We start from the raw sequence: 17,971 nt of genomic DNA, 5'->3' as shown, positions 1-17,971 counted from the left end.
GGATAAGGCAAAGAAGCGTATTATAGAATATCTTGCCGTACGAAAACTGAAGCCTGACTCAAAAGGGCCGATCCTGTGCTTTGCAGGACCTCCCGGCACCGGCAAGACCTCACTGGCCCTTTCCATAGCGCACGCCCTGGGCCGTAAATTTGTGCGTATCGCCCTGGGGGGTGTGCGGGACGAGGCGGAGATCCGCGGACACCGCCGCACTTATGTGGGAGCGCTTCCGGGGCGCATCATTCAGGGTATCAAGCGGGCAGAATCAAATAACCCTGTGTTTGTCCTGGACGAAATAGACAAGGTCGGCAGCGATTTCCGGGGAGATCCGTCTTCCGCACTCCTTGAAGTGCTTGATCCTGAACAGAATTATTCCTTTATGGATCACTACCTGGACGTTCCCTTTGATCTGTCCCATGTAATGTTCATAACCACTGCGAACATCCTGGATACGATCCCCCCCGCTCTCCGGGACAGGATGGAAGTTATCGAACTTCCCGGTTACACGCAGGACGAAAAGGCTAAAATTGCCGAACGGTATCTTATCCCGAGACAGATAACCGCCAACGGGCTTTCTCCGGAGCAGATTACCTTTACGAAAGGATCCATAAATCTTATTATATCAGGATATACGCGGGAGGCCGGCTTAAGAAATCTCGAACGGGAAATTGGAACGATATGCCGGGGTGTGGCGAGCGCGGTGGCCGAGGGGAAAGTGAAAAATGCGTCCATCACGGTCAAGGATGTGCACAAGTATCTGGGCCCCGTCCGCATAATCTCTGAAGTCAGTGCAAGGACATCCAAACCGGGTGTAGCGACAGGCCTTGCATGGACGCCGGCAGGCGGCGATATTCTCTTTATCGAAGCGACAGCCATGAAAGGGAAAAAAGGGCTGACGTTAACGGGTCAGCTCGGTGACGTCATGAAGGAATCGGCTACGGCAGCCCTAAGTTTCATTCGCGCCAATGCAGGCGATCTGGGTATCGCTATAGATTTTTTTGAAGAGACTGATATTCACATCCATATACCTGCCGGCGCTATTCCGAAGGATGGACCGTCGGCGGGTGTCACCATGCTGACTGCCCTGGTGTCTCTCTTGACCAACAGGACCGTTAAGGAAGCCCTCGCCATGACAGGGGAAATTACCCTGCGGGGGCTCGTGCTTCCTGTCGGGGGTATTAAAGAAAAGGTTTTGGCGGCCCACCGCGCCGGAATTAAAACGATTATCCTGCCCAGATGGAACAAAAAGGATCTCGTAGACATCCCACAGAAGGTCCAGAAGGACATTCATTTTTATTTTGTCGACGAAATGCTTGAAGTTTTGAAGATTGCCCTCGAGAAATGATGGCGGGTAACCAGGGTCAGCCCCTTTATTCCGTCAGGCTACTTCTTCTTCGATTGGTTTCCCCGGAAGTTGATCGTCGTGCCAGACGGCAACTATCCATACGGTTTTAACTTTTATGCGGTAGAAAAAACGGTACGGCGTTACTACCACTTCTCGAAAGGGCAGGTCAGGAAATTCCGGTAATACCCTGCCGGATTCCGGAAACCTTTTCAGTTGTAACAAGGACTTTTCTGCTTTTTTTCGGAATGCAGCCGCCGCTAAGGGGTTTTCATGACGGATATAAGCAATAGCTGAAAGGAACAGGGCCCGTCCGGAAGGTGTGAAGAGAACCTTCAATGATCCTCCTATTTCAACAAGACATCTGCTTCAGCAAGGATTTCAATAAGATCATGGCCCTTGCCTGCTTCGATTTCTCTTTCGCCTCTGGCGAGAAGTCGTAAAATTTCCATTTCCTTTTGCGTCTTCTCATAGGCTTCCATGCTCACTACGACCGCAGCCGCCCTTCCTCTCTGCGTAATAATGAGGGGTTTCCGTGAGGATTTTACCCTTTTCAATACAGCAGACGCATCCTGGCGAAGATCGGTAATCGGTATAATATTGGGAATCTTGGTCATTATTATTACCTCCTGAACGATTTTGAGACTACTTCTTAGCGTAATAAAAATCAAGATGAAAAACTGTAGAAAATAGTGTCACGCTTAATAATTTTCCCTTTAACGGGCATGGAGGTGATAGATCGAGTATCTCCATCTCCCTATCAAAAGGACTACCCCATCATCTTCAAGTAAAGTGATGAATAACCTCAGATTCTGAAAACCATTACCGCTTTTCCACTAAATAGAGATGAGATATGCCGCCAAAAAGTGAGATCGATTGGACAATCCGGAAATTCCGTTCTTCCATTATTCTTTCCAATACCATTGGTGGGGGAAACCTCATCACGGAATCCCTTAAATAGCGGTAAGCCTTAAAATCTCCGGAAATAAGCCCGCCGATAACCGGCAGTACATACGTCAGGTACATTTTATAGAGTAACCTGAATGGAAGGCTTTCCGGCATGGAAAACTCGAGTATGGAAAAACGACCATGCGGATTCATTATCCGGTGCATCTCATCCAGGAAGACTTCCAGCTTCTCGATGTTTCTAATCCCGAATGCCACCATTGCACTGTTGAAAGTCTCATTACGGAAAGGCATAGAGAGAGCATCACCCTGCACCACAGTGTACTGTATGCCGAGGCGGTGAACACGTGCCTTGGAGGCGGCATGCAGGAGCATCTGCCTCGACAGGTCAATGCCTACAACCCTTCCTCCGTGTTCAATGCCAAGAATCGCCATGTCCCCGGTGCCGGTGGCTATATCAAGAACAGTGTCCCCCGCTCGTATCTCCAGCAACCTTATGGCCGCCCTTCTCCATGCTTTATCAATGGAAAAGGAGAGAATGGTGTTGAGTCGATCATAGGTGGGCGCTATCCTGTCGAACATCCTCCCTATTATTGATGGCCGTTTATCCATCAATATTCTCACATTTTGGGGAATCAGGATGATCGGTTTTCTTTCTTCTCATAGTGAATATTTAATTTCCTCGTATTAAGTTAAAAAAATGTGCAGAAAATAGACGGCGAATACGATTAATAATTTCCGTAAGGATCGAAGATTCCCCACGACAGGCTGCGTGGAGCTTCAACATGACTAAGTCTATGGACTTTTTACGATGCCGTATTATTTTGTTTATACAAATTTGTAACCTGATGTTGCAACAAAAAAATCCCTTTGGAATAAAGGAATCTATTTGCTTGCGTTCGAAAGTTGTCTGACGGGTGTCAAATTTTTTCCGTTCAGCGGCAATTTCTCTTCAAACCTCTCGCTAAATTCCCTGTCACTGTGCATGGCATCTTGTGGATTCTTTTCTTTTGACACATGAGAACACTTCTACTATATTTAATACCCTTAAAAGAATCTTATCAGACATGAGGATGAGGCAAGAAACGATGTTGCAGCGGTTAGTCAGGGGATCATTCGGTAAAGAACAGTACAAAGTTGAATGGAGGGATGATCCGTATAGTGGACAGGGGACTTTTACCTGGCCTGACGGGAGTCAATACACAGGTGAATGGTCGGAGAGTCTCCCTTATGGAAAGGGAACATATACGTGGCCGGACGGCAGTAGATATGAAGGTGAGTGGCATGATGGTCTTCCTCACGGAAAGGGAGAATATACATGTTCTGATGGAACAAAATATGAAGGTGAGTGGAAGAACGGCAGTAAAATAGAAGATGTATCTGTTGATAAAGAAGAGACAGAAGCGAAGGTCAGGGCGGATACGGCTGCGAAGGCTGAAGAAGCACGGTTGGTAGAAGAGGCAAAGGCAAAAGAAGAGGCTGGAAAGAGAGCGAGGGAGGAAGCGGAAGAAAGAAAAAAAGCAGAAGAGGAAGCCAAGATCAAGGCTGAAGATGCAGCCCGATTGGCGGCGGAGTTAAAAGCACGAGAAGAAGCAGAAGCGAGGGCTGAATTAGAAGCACGGCTGGCAGAAGAGGCAAAGGCACGGCAAGAGGCTGAAAGGAAAGCATGGGAGGAAGCGGAAGCAAGGAAAAAGGTAGAAGCAGAAGTAAAAGCCAAGGCGGAGGCAGAGGCGAATGCAAGGGCCGAAGTAGAGGCCCGATTGGTAGAAGAGTTAAAAGCAAGAGAAGAAGCAGAAGCAAAATCCAAGGAAGAGGCGGAAGCGAGGGCTGAATTAGAGGCACGGCTGGCAGAAGAGGCAAAGGCACGGCAAGAGGCTGAAAAAAGAGCACGGGAGGAAGCGGAGGCCCGAAAAAAGGCAGAAGCAGAAGCGAAGACCAAGGCGGAAGCCGAAGCAAGAGCCAGATCGGAAGAAGAAGCCAGGCTCAAGGCAGAGAAGGAAGCCAGAGCTAAGGCGGCAGAAGAGGCCCGATTGGCGGCAGAGATGAAGGCAAAAGAAGCCGCCCGATTAGCTGAAGAGGTTAAGGCAAAGGCAGAAGCAGAAGCAAAAGCCAAGGAAGAGGCGGAAGCGAGGGCTGAATTAGAAGCACGGCTGGCAGAAGAGGCAAAGGCACGGCAAGAGGCTGAAAAAAGAGCACGGGAGGAAGCGGAGGCCCGAAAAAAAGCTGAAGAAGAAGCTAAAAACAAGGCTGAAGAAGTAGCCCGATTGAGGGAGGAGGTTAAGGCAAGAGAAGAAGCAGAAGCGAAGGCCAAGGCGGCAGAGATGAAGGCAAAAGAAGAAGCGAAAGCCAGAGCGGAGATGGAAGCGAAGGCGAGGGCCGAAGTAGAGGCCCGATTGGCAGAAGAGGCAACGGCACGACAAGAGGCTGAAAGAAGAGCACGTGAGGAAACCGAGGCCCGAAAGAAGGCGGATGCGGAAGCGACGGCCAAAGCAGAAGCGAAAGCCAGGGCGGAGATGGAAGCAAAGGCGAAGGCAAGGGAGGAGGCCGCCCGATTGGCGGCAGAGGTAAAGGCGAAAGAGGAAGCAGAAACGAAAGCTAAGGCAGAGGCAGAAGCGAGGGCTGAATTAGAGGCACTCTTGGCGAAAGAGACAAAAGCAAGAGAGGAAGCCGAAAGGAGAGCACGGGAGGAAGCGGAAACAAGGATTAGAGCGGAAGAAGAAGCCAGACTCAAGGTAGAAATGGAAGCTAAAGCTAAAGAGGAAGAGGCAGCCCGATTGGCGGCAGCGTTGAAGGCAAAAGAGGAAGCAGAGGCGAGAGTCAGGGCGGAGACGGAAGTGAAGTTAAGGGCCGAAGTAGAGGCACGGGAGGAGGCTGAAAGAAAAGCACGAGAGGAATCTGAAGCCAGAAAAAAGGCGGAGGCCCAAGCAAAAGTCAAGGCGGAGGCGGTAGCAAGGGCGAGAGCTGAATTAGAGGCGCGGTTGGCGGAGGCAGGGGTCAAGGCAAGGGCTGAATTAGAATCATTGTTGTCGGAAGAGGCAACGACAGGAGAAGCGGCGGAAGAAGCGACCGGGCTTACGGAAGATTCAGAAGCGAAAAGAAGAGGAAAATTTCCCGGTGATCAGGGACCCGTATCTGCCGAAATGAAAAAAGCTGTTTCTCGCGGACAATGGTCCATAACGTATTCTGACGGTCGAAGTTATAGTGGTGAACTGAAGGATGATCTTCCTCACGGCCAGGGAACCATGACATTTTCTGATGGTGGACAGTATTTAGGTGAGTGGAAAAACGGTGAGAGGAAAGGTCAGGGTGTCTTGACCCTCTCCGACGGTTCCGTTTACATGGGTCAATGGAAAAATGATGTAAGAGAAGGTGAAGGAATCCTCACCATGCCCAACGGGCGAAAGTATACGGGCACATGGGAAAATAATTTATACGAAGGCCATGGTGTTGAAGTTTTTCCAGACGGGAAAAAATATGAAGGTCAATTTAGGCAGGGTAAGTATGAAGGTCAGGGGATTTTAGTCTTGGCCGATGGTACAAAGTATATTGGTGAGTTTAAAAATAATCTGTCAAATGGCAGGGGGGTTCTGTCATATCCCAAGGGCGACCGATATGAAGGTGAGTTTATAAATAACAAGTATCATGGTCGAGGGATATTGACTCTGACTGACGGGAGAAGATACGAGGGTGAACTGGAAAATGGTCTCCCTCACGGCCAGGGGACAATGACGTTACAGGACGGCAGAAAATATGTCGGCCAGTTCAAAAATGGTAAGTTTGTTGGATAGTGCGATTTTTCATGTCTGGGACGGGGGCAGGAAGTTGAAAAAGCTGGTAAAAAAAATATCCGAGAAGGGAAAAGTTGAATTTGAATGGAAGGATGACTCCTATAACGGTAAGGGAATCTATGCCCATCCCGACGGGAGCAGGTGTGATTGTCAGTTTAAAGAAGGTCGTTTTCACGGAAAAGGAACCTTCACATGGCCTGATGGGAGTAATTATACGGGTGACTGGGAAAACGATCTTCCCTTTGGCCAGGGGATAATGGCCCTTTTTGATAACAGTCGATATGAAGGAGAGTGGAAGGAAGGGAATATCGAGGGAAAGGGGACATCAAGCCTGCCGGATGGAAGTAAATATACCGGACAATGGAAGGATGGCAGCAAAAGCGGGAAGGGGATTTTAAACCTCCCGGACGGTAAAAAATATGAAGGTGCATGGGAAAACGATATGTTCCACGGGAAGGGGATTTTGACATTCTCGGACGGTTCCAAGTATGAAGGGGAGTGGAAGGAAGATAAGTATCATGGCAAGGGAATATTAACCCTCCCGGAAGGTTCGAGACATGAAGGCGAATGGATTGGCGATAAATTTAAGTTCATCTTCAAGAAAGACGCAAGATAGGTGTGTATCGAAAAACTAAGCAAGGTTTTGCGCAACATCCTCTCAGGAGAAGTCCGATGATGAAAGAAGATAAAACTATTGAATATTTCCGAACCTTCTTCGATGTGAGTCAAGCGATATTCTCCTCCCTGTCGCTGAAGGATATTCTCAAAATCCTGGTCAAAAAAACGGTCAGCGCGCTGGGCGCCACGGCGGGAAGCCTGAGACTCGTAAATGAAAAGACTAACCGCCTGGAATTGGTGGCCTCACAAAAACTTAGTAAAAAGTATCTGAATAAAGGGCCATTGAGTTCCGACCAAAGCATCCCGGAAGTACTGGAGGGAAAGGTTGTGGTTATCAAGAACGCTTTCAATGATCCAAGAATTCAGTATAAGACCGCAAAGAAGGAAGAGGGTATCGATACCGTTCTCTCCGTTCCGGTAGTCGCCAAAGATAAGGTCATCGGAGTTCTCAGGCTTTATTCAGGGGAGCCCCGGGACTTCAGCGACGAGGAGATTGAGTTTGTCTCCGCCCTGGGCGAAATGGGCGGCTTGGCCATTGCTAATGCAAAAATCTATGAAGACGAAGGCATCAAGCTGTCTTCCCTTTTTAATAAAGTCGGTATTGAACTCCCGGAGGAGCCCAAAAGGCTGAAGCAAAGATTTAAGTCATTTGACGTAAAACCGATCGATCCATCCAAGAACCTGGAATATTTCAGGGTGCTCCATGAAATCACAGGGGTTATCCTATCCACCCTGGACTCCCGACAGGTGATAGACCTGGTGATCGAAAAGGTCGTTGCGATCATGAAAGTGAATGCCTGCTCGCTCCGCCTCGTTAACGAGACAACGCGGGAACTTGAATTGATCGCATCGAGGGGGCTGAGTGAGCGTTACCTGAAAAAGGGTCCGATCCATATGGACAAAAGTATCCGCGAGACGTTGGAAGGCGCCCCTGTCTTGATCCGTGATGCGACAACCGATCCGCGGATCGAGTACCTACCTGAAAAAGCCCAGGAGGGAATCGTTTCCATACTATCGCTTCCGATCATCGCAACGAAGCGTGTGATCGGAATTGTGCGGCTCTACTCCCATGAGATGAGACAGTACTCCCGTGATGAAGTGGCCTTTCTCTCCGCGTTAGCAGAAATGGCCGGAGTTGCGATCATAAATGCCAGGATGTACGAAAAAACGAAGTATGACCTGTCCTTCTGGAAGACATCCCTGGGATATCTGGATATCAAGGGCGATTAAAAAAGAGTTATGGTTAAGCCTCACCTGATTCCCATGAGATGTTTCTGTTCAAATCAGAGGTGCCTTTAAAAGAACTAATTTAGATGAGAGCGTGAAATGAAATATATTGATGAATACAGAGACCGGTCACTTGTCAGCGGCCTTATAACCGCCATAGAAAAACGTGCAGTGAAAATAGATAAAAGTATAACATTAATGGAGATCTGCGGAACTCATACCCATGTAATCGGCCGCTTCGGGATCAAGAAACTGTTACCGGCCAATATCAGGCTCGTTTCGGGACCCGGCTGCCCGGTCTGCGTCACGTCAATCCATGATGTCGATAAGGCCCTCTATCTGGCCGGATTGAAGAGTGCGATCTTCGCCACTTTCGGTGATATGCTCAGGGTGCCGGGTACAAACGGCGCAAGCCTGCAAAAATCGAGGGCGGCGGGAGCGGACGTCCGGGTGGTGTCATCAGCCGCCGATTGTATCGATCTTGCGGAAGGAAGCAGGGCAAAGGAAGTGATCATGATGGGAATCGGTTTTGAAACAACCGCTCCCACGGTAGCCTCGGTCATCGATCTGTGCCGGGAAAAGGAGATTAAAAACTTCTCCGTTTTCTCTGTGCATAAGATTGTGCCTCCTGCCGTCAAGGCCCTCATCGAGGACCCCTCTCTTAATATTGACGGTTTCATCTGTCCGGGACATGTAAGTACCATCATCGGCGCCGATCCATATGCCATAATCCCGGAAGCAGGAAGGGCTGCCGTAATAACAGGTTTTGAACCTGTTGATATACTAGAGGGAATTCTGATGATCCTCGGCCAGATCGCAGATGGAAGAAAAGAGGTTGCCATACAGTACGTAAGGGGAGTTAAGCCGGAGGGGAATCCCCGTGCGCGTGAAGTTATGTATAAGGTCTTCCGGACAGGAAATGCAGAATGGAGGGGGCTCGGTAAAATACCTGCGAGCGGTCTTACCCTGAGGGATGAATATAAGGTATTTGATGCACTTGAGAAATTCGATATTCCCCCGATCCACTCAGAAGAAATCAAGGGTTGCGGGTGTGGGGAAATCCTTAAGGGGATCAGACTTCCCGACCAGTGTCCCTTGTTCAGAAAGACGTGCACCCCTGCCAATCCCATAGGCCCCTGCATGGTCTCTTCAGAGGGTACCTGTGCGGCTTATTATAAGCACCATCTTGATTCATGAAACCTTTTTTCCCCTCAGAGAAAGTGTATTTATGCGATTCATATCTGAAAAAGTTGCTGTCATTTTTAGGAGTCAAGGGGTTAAGGATTTGAGGGTTCGAGTGAAATGCTTAGAAAAAATCCTCGATCACTTGAATCCTTGAATCCTGGAATCTTTTTTCAACTAAATGGGGGCGGATCTATTTATAATTAGGGGGGTATGAAACATAAAAAGTGACGTAATGAAGAGGGTACGCTGCCATTTCTCCGGAGTTGTCCAGGGGGTGGGCTTTCGTCCCTTTATCTATCGTATCGCAATAAGACACTCGCTATCGGGTTTTGTTCAGAACCGCCCGGATGGGGTCGTCGTCGAGGTAGAAGGTCCCGCAGAGTCCATCACTTCCTTTATATCAGGCGTTAACGAAGAACTCCCTCCTCTTGCCGATGTTTCTAAAATTTCCTGCGAAGAGGTGGAAATTAGAAACGATACGGTATTCCGGATCGTTGAAAGCGAAGCCGATGGACCGGGGAAAGTCCTCATTACACCGGATATCGCTACGTGCGGAGAATGTTTCACGGAGCTTTTTGATCCCCAAGATCGAAGATTCCGGTATCCTTTCATCAACTGCACAAATTGCGGCCCAAGACTGACCATTATCAAGGATATCCCCTACGACCGGATCAACACCTCCATGTCCTGTTTTCCCATGTGCTCCCTATGCCGGGAGGAATATGAAAAACCGGCAGACCGCCGTTTTCACGCGGAACCGAATGCCTGCCCTGTCTGCGGGCCATCGCTGAAACTCCTTGATGAAGCGGGAAACACACTGCCTGACCAGGATCCCCTCAAGAGGACCATTGAATTGCTTCTTGAAGGGTATGTAGTTGCCATAAAAGGTCTGGGAGGTTTTCATCTTGCCGTGGACGCGGCCAACGACGACGCCTTAAAGAGGTTGCGATCACGGAAGTTCAGGGAGGAAAAGCCTCTGGCCGTCATGGTAAAGGACATCAATGCAGCCTCCCGTATTTCCCGGATCGGGAAAGAGGAAGAGGCGCTTCTCCTCTCTCCCCAGAGACCGATAGTTCTCGCCAGGAAAAGAGAAGGAAATGCTCTATCCCCCGCCGTTGCCCCGGGGGTGTCCGATCTGGGGATCATGCTCCCCTACACCCCTTTGCATCACATGCTTTTGGAGAAGCATTTCCAGGCCCTCATCATGACGAGTGCAAACCAGGTGGACGAGCCCATTTGTATTGCAAACAGGGAGGCAATAAAGCGTTTAAACGGCATAGCGGATTTCTTTCTCATTCATGACAGGGATATCCTTGTGCGGTGTGATGATTCCATAGCTTCCGTATCGGCAGGAAAAAAAAGGATGATCCGGCGGTCAAGAGGATTTGTTCCGAAGCCTATCACCCTGAAAAAGTCTTATCCCGAAATCCTTGCCCTGGGTCCCCAAATGAAGACGACACTTTGCATTCTGAAAGGAACCCTCGCTTTCCTGAGCCCCCACATCGGGGACATGGAAACGCCGGAGGCCAGGGATTTTTACCGGGAGAGTCTCACTCTCATGCAGACAATTGCGAAGTGTAAGCCGGACGTTATCGCCTGTGATCTCCACCCGGCTTATTACACCACAATCTTTGCCGAGGGACTTCCCGCTTCCAGGCTCATCCGTGTCCAGCACCATCATGCCCACATCGTAAGCTGCATGGCGGAAAACGACATCGAGGGAGAGGTTATCGGTATTGCCATGGACGGGACCGGATACGGCCCGGACGGCACAGTGTGGGGAGGGGAATTCCTCGTTGCCGATGAAGCGACCTTCACACGCATCGGTCATATCAAGACGTACCTCCTTCCCGGCGGAGAGAAGGCCATCCGTGAGCCCTGGCGCATTGCCGTAAGTCTCCTCAAGGAAGCGTACGGCAAAGAGTGGCCAAGCGTAGCAGAAAAATTACACATCGTTCCCCAGAAAAGCTATTATGAAACGATGGACAGGATAATGACCCAGAAGTTTAATTCCCCACTGACGTCGAGTCTGGGGAGGCTCTTCGATGGTGTCGCCGCCATTGTGGGATCCCGTCAAAAGGTGACCTTTGAAGGACAGGCCGCAATGGAACTCGAAGCCTTGGCAACAAGTGAGACTGATACCCTTCTGCCATTTGATATTGGTAAGACAGGTGATGTTATTCATCTTGATTTTTCACCCATGATCCGTGAAATTGTTAATGAACTCATGGCGGGCAGGAGCAGGGAGGAGATTGCCTTTTCCTTCCACCGTTCCCTGCAGGCGGCGTTTTGCAGGATGGCTGAAACAATTCGGGAGAGAACAGGACTGAAGCGGGTTGTCCTCAGCGGGGGATGTTTCCAGAACCGTATCCTCACTGAAGGTACGATTGCGGAACTTGAGAAGGCAGGCTTTGATGTTTTCTTTCACAGCGTAGTCCCCACCAATGACGGCTGCATCTCTCTCGGACAGGCCGTCTGTGCAGGGGCGCAGGTAATGGTGTAATTTGTTTAGGGCATTGCGTGCCAAAGGGAGAAGGTATGATATGAATTTTGGATTTTTGGTTTTTCCGGGATTGGAAGAGCTTGACCTGGTCGGGCCTTGGGAAATGGTTTCACTCTGGAGCAAATTTGTTCAGGGGCCCGAGAAATGCTTGATGGTTGCAGAAAAGCCGGGACCCGTGCTTTGTGCGAAGGGCATGTCGATTAATCCCCACGTAACCTTCCCGGAGTGTCCGCCATTGGATTATCTTCTGGTGCCAGGCGGCGAAGGCACCCGCAAAGAGGTGGATAATCAGGTCCTGATTCAATTCGTCGGCGAGAAGGCGCAAAATTGTAAGGCAGTGCTTTCCGTCTGTACGGGCTCTTACATTCTTCACCGCGCAGGCCTTCTCTCAGGCCGCCGCGCCACCACCCATTGGGCATCTCTTCAGCGGATGCGTGAGCTGGGTGACGTGGAAGTTGTTGAGGCTCGGATTGTGCGGGATGGAAAGATTTGGACCTCTGCAGGTATTTCCGCCGGCATCGATTTGATCTTAGCATTCATCGAAAGCATCGCAGGCGAAGAAACGGCAGGCAAAGTTCAATTCGGTGCGGAATATTACCCTTCCGGTAAGTCATATGGCGGGTTTCATTTGCTTGAGGAGGCGCCGCAGTATATGAAGGATACAACCTTACATCTATAAGGTCTTCTCCTTCATAGTGCGTGTTTACCAAAGACGGGATGACGCCGGGCGGCAAGATTGACGATATGGCTGATCATCTCTCCATATGGGTAGCCTGCAACTTCGGCAGCGCACGCCGTACTGGCGTCGGCACTGATGTCGGAATTGGGATTAATATCCAGGATGTAAAAAATACCGTCCCGGAGCCTGATGTCAAGCCGGGCATAGTCACGGCAACCTATAGTTTTGTATGCGAGGATACTGGTTCGCTTTAACTGTTCGTACTCGGCCTCATGTAAAGAGGCGGGCAATTGCAGGCCGATTTTCTCATAATGAGATGAGCCGGGATTGAACTTGGAATCGTACGTGCAAAGACGATCGCGTACATTGTCGAAGGCGGCAAAATCCATTTCGGCAGGCGGCAACATCTCAATGATACCGTTACCCCACAAAGAAATATGAAATTCGCGTCCATCAATGAAATCCTCAACAAGCGCAGGTTGACGGAACACGTCAAGTATATAAACAATCCGTTCTTTCAGTTCGGCGGGTGACATAACGACGGCGTCACTCGTCAGTCCATAACTGCAGTGCTCCCGTGCAGGCTTCACAATGGCCGGAAAACAATGCCAATCATCGATATCGAGAGAATCATAAATACGCCAGCGGGGCGTCGGCACACCGGATTTTTCCAGCAGTTGTTTGACCCATTGCTTATCCCAGCAGGAATGTAACACCTCGGGCGTTGAGCCGCTATAGGTAAAATTTAATTCCTCCAGCATCCTGGCAGCGAGTGCCTCGCTGTGCGGCACACCGGGAATATCTTCACACCAGTTGAAGACGACATGTCGATCAGGATTATAACAACTTAAGAGTGCGCTAAGATTAGCATCGTAAACAGGTACATTGGCGACTGGATGCCCCTGAGTTTGGAGGACTGACTCAAGTTTTGCAGCTTCCTGGAAAGCCAGATTTCTATCGGCGGGATCCCATGCGTGATCGATGTTATGAAGCAATAATACCGGTAGGTCGGTGCGACTTTTTTTACAATACATATTGCACTACCTCCTTCTTGAAGGCTCGCCTGGAGCAGTTATTGATGACCTTCGTATTTTTTAGAAGTCAGACCGAAACCCCGTTTAAATCGGTATATGGTCTTTGCTCCCGGAAGTTGACAGTGCAAATGCGGTATGCCCTAACAGCTCCACAGAAAGGTTAATTCTGTGGTACAGAAGTTAGTAATATGACCTGTTGGGCTGCCTTTTTATTATATCCTCACATTTATATTGTATATTGATTTCCTTATACCTAATATTATTGAAGAAATCAAGCTCTTTTTTAATTATTTTTCATCTTTTTTTGCACACTGATATTACTATAATCCTTTCCTTGCACGGTGCTACAGAGCAACCATGTTTTTCCACCGGATGAGAGATGACAGAAAAGATATCACATTATGGGCATTTGCTTCACCAGAACAGAGTATTGAGGTAGGGGCAGGGAATTTAATCGAGTTGTCTAATCTTGACGCCTTCGTAAAAAGTCCGAAAATCCCTACTTTGTCATTCGGGACTTGATCCGGAATCCAGTTCTTTCGAATATTTACATAAATCTGGATTCCGGCTTTCGCCGGAATGACGACTTTTTACGGGTTCGTCAATCTTCCATTTTAAGATAATACTGATTGTCCAAAAATATTATGATATTTTACCATGTGTTTCGGTTGAAACTTTTACTCAGCATAACTTCCTACGTATACCCTCGTCGTTACAAAACATTCACGATAACAAGTGATAATAAATACTTTGTTGTTCATTTTTCATTGACATACTGGGACTGTCCACTTATACTTGCCAGCAAATAGGAACCCATTGAATCCCTTGAGCATTAACAAATCCAAGGAGTCGATCATGGACGAAAAAACAAGAAAAATCATTCTTTGCTTCCTGCTGATCGCTCTGTTCATCTCAACGAACGCTTTCTGCGCCCCAAAGAGCAAACGCGGCGTCAAGATCGCGCCCAAGGCGCCTCCCTCTTTCAGCGAACTCTATGACAATAGCTATGCCGTGATCATCGGTGTCAACCGCTATGATAAATGGCCTTCTCTTGAGTACGCCGTCAACGACGCAAAGGCTATAGAAAAAAGGCTCAAAGACCTTGGTTTCGAGACGAAGACACTGATTGACCACAACGCCACAAAAGCCAATATCCTTAAGCTCCTCGGCGATGAACTTCCCCGCAAGGCAGAGAAGAATGACAGGGTGGTGATCTTCTTCGCCGGACATGGCCAGACGGAGGAAATGCCGGATGGAACCCAGATGGGGTATATCATACCCGTGGACGCTGACTTGCGGGACATTTTTTCCACGGCCATCTCCATGGATCAGGTGCGCATCTTTTCCAAGCGTCTCAAAGCCAAGCACGTCCTTTACCTGATTGACTCCTGTTATTCCGGTCTGGGGCTCAGCCGCTCCGGCGCAATTCCTCCCGGCGAGCGAGATTACCTACGCAAGATTACAACGCGCAAAGCACACCAGATGTTGACCGCGGGTAGCAAGGGGGAGCAGACGAAGGAAGAAGGTGCCCACGGCCTCTTCACCAAGTATGTTCTGGAAGCCTTGGACGGTCAGGCGGATCGCGATGAAAAAGGCTACATCACCTTTTCAGACCTTGCCTCTTACGTAAAGCCAAAGGTGTCGCGAGAGGCCGGAAACAGCCAGACCCCCCAGTATGGCAACATTGACGGCGAGGGGGAATTTGTGTTTGTGACAGGAAATAGCAACAGCACGGACGTTGCCGATTCCCGTGCATACGATGCAATTGCTGTGGAAGGTAAGAAGATCGATTCGGAAAAGCAAAGACTGGCGGTGGAAAGAAAAAAGCTGGACGCGGAGAAGGCCCGGCTGGACGCATTAAAGGAACAGCAGGAAGAGAAGGCCAGAATCGCCGAGGAGGCGAGACGTCTTGAAGAGGAGAAGGAAAGGCTAAGGCAGGATAAAGAGCGCTCACACACACAGTCAGCGACTGTAGATTCCACACCAGCAAGGATAACCGTCAAAGTCGGTAGATTTATCGCCTATGACAACGAGACTGTCTTGGACACGCAGACAAATCTCATGTGGGCGTCGAAGGACAACGGGTCTGATATAAACTGGGCGAACGCCAAGTTATACTGCGAGAACTACCGCGGCGGCGGCTTTACGGACTGGCGGATGCCGACGCAGGATGAGTTGGAGGGGTTGTATGAAAGTGGTGCCCATAAAGATAAAATAAAAATAACCCGTTGGATATGGGCCTCGGAAACCCGCGGATCCAAAGCCGCATACTTCTATTTCGGCTTTGGCGTACGGCACTGGTATTACCATTCGCTCGGCGACGACGCCTACCGGGCTCTCCCGGTACGTTCTGGCAAATAGGTTAATTGGTCATTTTCCTTTATCGGGTACAGGACGGTACGGTAGTGAGGTGCCCGGTCCCGTGGCATGATAAGTCATTGCTTCTTCCTTGAAAAGGCTCATCACCTTGATTTTCCTTTTATATTAGATTTCCTTTGTAAATCATGATAGTGAAAGTTACGTCTGGTAAATAATTGAGTAGATATGTGCGATATAGAGCAAATCAAAAAATTTTTATTATTTGTCAAAGAACACGATATTCCAAATTGGTTTATACTAATATTCACCGGTATTGGATGGCCTTTAGTATTGTTTCTGTGGAATATGAGAAAACTTCAAAATATTCCAAACTTAGAAGTATCTCCTACAGATGGAATCATAACTATCAATGGAACTGAGTATCCAGCGTTATGGCTCAAGTTCTCTAATCAAACAGGCTCAACAGTATATTTGTCTAATGCACGTTTACTGAAATGTACAAAACTTTTTAAAGTAGCAAGTACTTCAACAAGAGATCTTGCTGAATCAGCATATGAACTTAATTTTTCAGATGGATCTGGCAAGCTAAATCAAAGACAAATAATACTGCATACAAACGATAAAACAGAAACAGCCATTGCTTTAGATTCTAAGCCCGGTAAAGATATATTATCGTTTAAACCTCCCATATGGCGTAAGAATGTTAGTTGTCCAAAGTATTTTTGTCTGGAATATATAGCTATGGTTGGTAAAAAACGCTACAAAATATCAACTATTTATTAATTCACAATACCTGAATGCTAATTATAGTTCAAAAAGTAAAAATATAGAATAAGATAATAAGGGACATCCATGATAAGAAATGTCAAGAGGAAAACGGAGATTTCCCTTGAGCTTTCCGGATGCCGCCGGTGGCTTTTTGTAACGCCCTTTCCGCCGTCCAATCTTTTTGTTCTTTCCAATGGGTCAGCCTGACGAACAGGTGATCAGGCGACCAGACATCCATTTACGGTATCAGATCTCAAATGCCACAGGGGCATTCTGGTATCCGACTAATTGGTCTCCATGAACCGGCCCAGAACGATATTCGCGCCGAGAATGGGCCGTCAAATCGAGCTCGTCGGAGGCGCGCCGATGAGGGATAAATAACCACATTTAAAATAACCGTTCATTCATGAGTTGCCGGATAACCTCTTGCAAATTGACCTTTGCCGAAGATTGAGTTTGGGCCAACCCGACAGCCTCGAAACAGCCACATAGGTGCAAAGCGCCATGAGTGCTTGCACAGTCCCTGATTCAGCGAGGACAGGCGGGAAGATCATTCGGTAAAAAAGGTTATGTATACTCCTTTCAGGCCGCCAAGTCCGACGGCACGAAATCTTTTTGTTGTCGTTCCACTGCGAGCATATATTCCACCAGTTTGCGCGCTACAGATATTGTAGCCTGATTACTGTTGCCACGAGCCACGTCCTTCTCATGAAGCGCTGCCAATTGAGGATTCCAACGAGGCGCCAGCTTGGCTGCCTCGATCAGTACGGTCTGCAAATGTTTATTCCTCTTCTTGGATATGGGACCACGCTGTTCCTTGCCTGCCGATTCCCTCTGGGCGCTGCATAAACCACAGTAGCTGATTGCCTGGCGCGCTGAATGGAATCGGGAAGGCTCCCCTATCTCCAGTACCCAGGTCAGGGCCATGACCTCTCCGACACCTTTGATGCTCATCAGCCTCTGCACCCGGTCGCGGATCAGTTTGTCTTCCCGTAGCGTCTTGACCAGCTTCTTCTGAACGGCCTCAAACATCTCCAGGCTATTGCGGCTTAACTTCAGCAGGTCCTTCACCGATGCAGGAACGTCCTCAACCCGCTCCAGTAAATCACCGAAGTATTTCCTGCCATGAAGTCTCCTCTTGCTGTATATCGCACCGGTCTCCATCAACAGGCCAGACATCTTGTTCTTCATCCTGACGGCAGTCCGCACGATCATGTTGCGGTATCGTAAAATCCTGCGCAATTCCCGCAATTCTTCAGAAAGCATATAGCATTCGGGCAATAGATTGACGCGCAACAGGTCCGCTATCTTCTCCGCATCAGCCCGGTCATTTTTCTTCTTCGCCGCCGTAATGGCCTTGAGCATCTCGGGATGGGCCACCTTCAAATCCACCGCATGGGGTTTCAGAAAATCATAGACCCAGCCGGTGAAAATGGTTGCCTCCATGGCGCCGCACCAAGGTCCGGGCAATCCGGCCATCCATTCATGCAGGGCCTTCCGCTCGGCCGCAATTTTCCCTTGTTGAACCATAGTCCCGTCAATCTTCTTGACGCAGTAAGAAATTGTTTTCTTGTGAATGTCCATCCCAATGTAGTAAATGGTGTT

Annotated in this window: 15 protein-coding genes; 10 read left to right on the top strand and 5 right to left on the bottom strand. The window is 48.8% G+C overall.

What is annotated here, in order from left to right; all coding sequences use genetic code 11:
- On the top strand, positions 1 to 1,342 hold a 1,342-nt coding region (gene lon / locus NTW12_10755), incomplete at its 5' end, for an endopeptidase La (GenBank protein MCX5846815.1).
- A gap of 33 nt (positions 1,343 to 1,375) precedes the next feature.
- Here lon and NTW12_10750 read toward each other — a convergent pair.
- From NTW12_10750 to ubiE, 3 genes are all read right to left on the bottom strand, one after another.
- Entirely contained in the window at positions 1,376 to 1,678 is a 303-nt protein-coding gene (locus tag NTW12_10750; protein ID MCX5846814.1) for a type II toxin-antitoxin system RelE/ParE family toxin, read from the bottom strand.
- 8 nt (positions 1,679 to 1,686) lie between these two features.
- The gene (locus tag NTW12_10745) at positions 1,687 to 1,956 is read right to left on the bottom strand and encodes a type II toxin-antitoxin system Phd/YefM family antitoxin (GenBank protein MCX5846813.1); all 270 of its coding nucleotides are present in this window, start codon (positions 1,954 to 1,956) and stop codon (positions 1,687 to 1,689) included.
- Between the two features lie 205 nt (positions 1,957 to 2,161).
- Positions 2,162 to 2,857: a bifunctional demethylmenaquinone methyltransferase/2-methoxy-6-polyprenyl-1,4-benzoquinol methylase UbiE gene (gene ubiE, locus NTW12_10740; protein ID MCX5846812.1), complete on the bottom strand. Its 696-nt coding sequence runs from the start codon at positions 2,855 to 2,857 to the stop codon at positions 2,162 to 2,164.
- A gap of 476 nt (positions 2,858 to 3,333) precedes the next feature.
- Between ubiE and NTW12_10735 the strand changes: the two genes are divergently transcribed.
- From NTW12_10735 to NTW12_10710, 6 genes are all read left to right on the top strand, one after another.
- A complete protein-coding gene (locus tag NTW12_10735; protein MCX5846811.1) occupies positions 3,334 to 6,033 on the top strand; it encodes a hypothetical protein in 2,700 nt (899 codons plus the stop codon).
- Positions 5,996 to 6,649 (top strand): molecular chaperone Tir, encoded by a 654-nt coding sequence (locus NTW12_10730; GenBank protein MCX5846810.1) that lies wholly within the window; start codon positions 5,996 to 5,998, stop codon positions 6,647 to 6,649. The genes NTW12_10735 and NTW12_10730 overlap by 38 nt, the downstream gene beginning before the upstream one ends.
- Before the next feature lie 56 nt (positions 6,650 to 6,705).
- A complete protein-coding gene (locus NTW12_10725) occupies positions 6,706 to 7,881 on the top strand; it encodes a GAF domain-containing protein (GenBank protein MCX5846809.1) in 1,176 nt (391 codons plus the stop codon).
- 96 nt (positions 7,882 to 7,977) lie between these two features.
- Positions 7,978 to 9,075, top strand: coding sequence for a hydrogenase formation protein HypD (gene hypD, locus NTW12_10720; GenBank protein MCX5846808.1), 1,098 nt, complete (start codon positions 7,978 to 7,980; stop codon positions 9,073 to 9,075).
- 220 nt (positions 9,076 to 9,295) lie between these two features.
- Positions 9,296 to 11,566 carry a carbamoyltransferase HypF gene (gene hypF / locus NTW12_10715; GenBank protein ID MCX5846807.1) on the top strand — a complete coding sequence of 757 codons (2,271 nt, stop codon included), beginning with the start codon at positions 9,296 to 9,298 and terminating at the stop codon, positions 11,564 to 11,566.
- Positions 11,567 to 11,606: 40 nt separating this feature from the next.
- Positions 11,607 to 12,245: a DJ-1/PfpI family protein gene (locus NTW12_10710; protein MCX5846806.1), complete on the top strand. Its 639-nt coding sequence runs from the start codon at positions 11,607 to 11,609 to the stop codon at positions 12,243 to 12,245.
- Between the two features lie 11 nt (positions 12,246 to 12,256).
- Here NTW12_10710 and NTW12_10705 read toward each other — a convergent pair whose 3' ends face one another.
- Positions 12,257 to 13,279, bottom strand: coding sequence for a hypothetical protein (locus NTW12_10705; protein MCX5846805.1), 1,023 nt, complete (start codon positions 13,277 to 13,279; stop codon positions 12,257 to 12,259).
- Between the two features lie 855 nt (positions 13,280 to 14,134).
- Here NTW12_10705 and NTW12_10700 point away from each other — a divergent pair.
- The 3 genes from NTW12_10700 (at position 14,135) to NTW12_10690 (ending at position 16,573) form a co-directional block, all read left to right on the top strand.
- Entirely contained in the window at positions 14,135 to 15,640 is a 1,506-nt protein-coding gene (locus tag NTW12_10700; GenBank protein ID MCX5846804.1) for a caspase family protein, read from the top strand.
- A gap of 183 nt (positions 15,641 to 15,823) precedes the next feature.
- Positions 15,824 to 16,381 carry a hypothetical protein gene (locus NTW12_10695; protein ID MCX5846803.1) on the top strand — a complete coding sequence of 186 codons (558 nt, stop codon included), beginning with the start codon at positions 15,824 to 15,826 and terminating at the stop codon, positions 16,379 to 16,381.
- A 69-nt stretch (positions 16,382 to 16,450) separates the two neighbouring features.
- The gene (locus tag NTW12_10690) at positions 16,451 to 16,573 is read left to right on the top strand and encodes a hypothetical protein (GenBank protein ID MCX5846802.1); all 123 of its coding nucleotides are present in this window, start codon (positions 16,451 to 16,453) and stop codon (positions 16,571 to 16,573) included.
- Between the two features lie 375 nt (positions 16,574 to 16,948).
- Here the strand turns inward: NTW12_10690 and NTW12_10685 are convergent.
- The coding region (locus NTW12_10685; protein ID MCX5846801.1) for an IS110 family transposase at positions 16,949 to 17,971 on the bottom strand (1,023 nt) is incomplete at its 5' end.

It is taken from the genome of Deltaproteobacteria bacterium, assembly GCA_026388545.1.
Classification (GTDB): domain Bacteria; phylum Desulfobacterota; class Syntrophia; order Syntrophales; family UBA2185; genus JAPLJS01.
This window is presented reverse-complemented; position numbering and strand designations above follow the sequence as displayed.